We start from the raw sequence: 1,853 nt of genomic DNA, 5'->3' as shown, positions 1-1,853 counted from the left end.
GGGGGGCGCGCACCGCGCCGCCGGGGGGGGGCCATGACCTTCCCCAAGCTCTCAACTCCGTTCGAGCAGGGGAGACCCCATCCCAAGCTCTCAACTCCGTTCGAGCAGGGGAGACCCCATCCCAAGCTCTCAACTCCGTTCGAGCAGGGGAGACCCCATCCGGAGACGCGCACGGAGGAACCGCCCGCGCAGAGCCTTTGGCGCAACGGCGACTTCCTCAGATTCTGGCTCGGCGAGACCCTCTCGCTCCTCGGCACCCAGGTCACGAACCTCGCCCTGCCGCTGACCGCGATCCTCGCGTTCGACGCCACCGACGAACAGGTCGGCATCCTGCGGTTCCTGCAACTCGTCCCGTACCTCGGCCTCGCCCTGGTCTTCGGGGTGTGGGTGGACCGGGCCCGACGGCGGCGGATCATGCTCGGCGCCAACCTCGTACGGATGATCCTGCTGGCCCTCGTCCCCGTCCTGTACTGGACGGAGGCGCTCAGCCTGGCCTCGCTCCTGGTGATCGCCTGCGCCGTCGGCGTCGCGTCGGTGCTCTTCGACGTGAGCTGGATGTCGTACGTACCCACGCTCGTACGCGACCCCAAGCACTATGTCGAGGCCGGCGCCAAGATGGGCATGAGCTCATCGGCGGCCGACGTGGCGGGCCCCGGGCTCGCGGGTGTCCTGGTAGGCGCCCTCACCGCGCCCGTGGCGCTGATCGTCGACGCCTTCTCGTATCTGGTGTCGCTGATCTCGCTGCTGCTGATCCGCACACCCGAGCCCCGGCCCCGACCGCCCGCCGCACGACGGCACTTGCCCACCGAACTCCGGGACGGCCTGCGCCTGGTCCTGAAGAATCCGGTCCTGCGGTCGCTGGCCCTGATCGGGTTCTGCTGCAACTTCTCCATGATCACCGTATGGACGATGTTCCTGCTGTACGGAACACGCGACCTGCACCTGGACTCGACGACCCTCGGCTCCGTCTTCGCCACCGCATCCGTGGGCGGACTGATCGGAGCGGCGATCTCCCGCAAGGTCATCCGCCGCTTCCGGCTCGGCCTCGTCTACCTCGTCGCCCAGTCGGCCCTCCTCATGGGACCGACGCTGATCGTCCTGGCCACAGGACCCCGGCCGGTGATGGTGGCGATGTTCGTCCTCTCCTTCTTCACCACCTACCTGGGGCTCGGCGTCGCGGGCGTCATCATCGTCAGCCTGCGCCAGGCAAGCACCCCGCAGTCGATGATGGGCCGGATGACGGCGGTCTTCCGCACCCTGCTGTTCGGCGGCGGCGCGCTCGGCGGCCTGTTCGCGGGCCTGCTGTCCGGCCGGATCGGCGCCCGGGGCGCCTTGACCGTGGCGGCGATCGGCTCGGCCGCCGTACTGATCGCGCTCGTCCTGTCCCCGGTGAGCCGACTGCGCGCCCTGCCGTCGGCACCGGAGGAACCCGCCATGGCGGCGGCGGACGGGCGGGCCGCCGACTGAGGCGCACGGCCTGGCGCGGTGTCACCCGGGTGTCCGTCACCGACCGTTCGGGTTCGGGGATGCCCGATTCCGCCCGCCCTAGTAGGGTCGGTGGCCGCGTGATGGCTGACGGCCGCGCCCCGGCCTCCCGGCCCTTGTGAGGGCCCATGCGTACGTGGCCTTCCCGGCCCCACCCGGGAAGGGCTCATGGCATGCGCGCGTACGGGAACGCCCCGTGCGCGCAGGATCCGGGATGCGGCTCCTGACGTCTCACGGGCAGCACGGGGGGCCCCCCGGGGCCCCCCCCCCCCCCCCCGGGCGCCCCCCCCCCCCCCGCGGCGGAGAGCGATCCCCAGACCATGAGCCCCCCCCCCACACACACACACCCCCACCCCGAGAGACTCAAA

General features: G+C 71.3%; 1 protein-coding gene. It reads left to right on the top strand.

The genetic code is table 11. From position 1 onward, the window contains the following. Nucleotides 1–33: 33 nt before the first annotated feature. Complete coding sequence (locus ACFWY6_RS45315) at nucleotides 34–1,467, top strand: MFS transporter (RefSeq protein ID WP_384703749.1); 1,434 nt, start codon at nucleotides 34–36, stop codon at nucleotides 1,465–1,467. The last annotated feature ends 386 nt before the right edge of the window (nucleotides 1,468–1,853 follow it).

This window comes from Streptomyces sp. NPDC059037 (genome assembly GCF_042740015.1).
Classification (GTDB): Bacteria; Actinomycetota; Actinomycetes; order Streptomycetales; family Streptomycetaceae; genus Streptomyces.
Note: the sequence above shows the minus strand (reverse complement) of the source record. Positions and strands in the feature narration are given on the sequence as shown.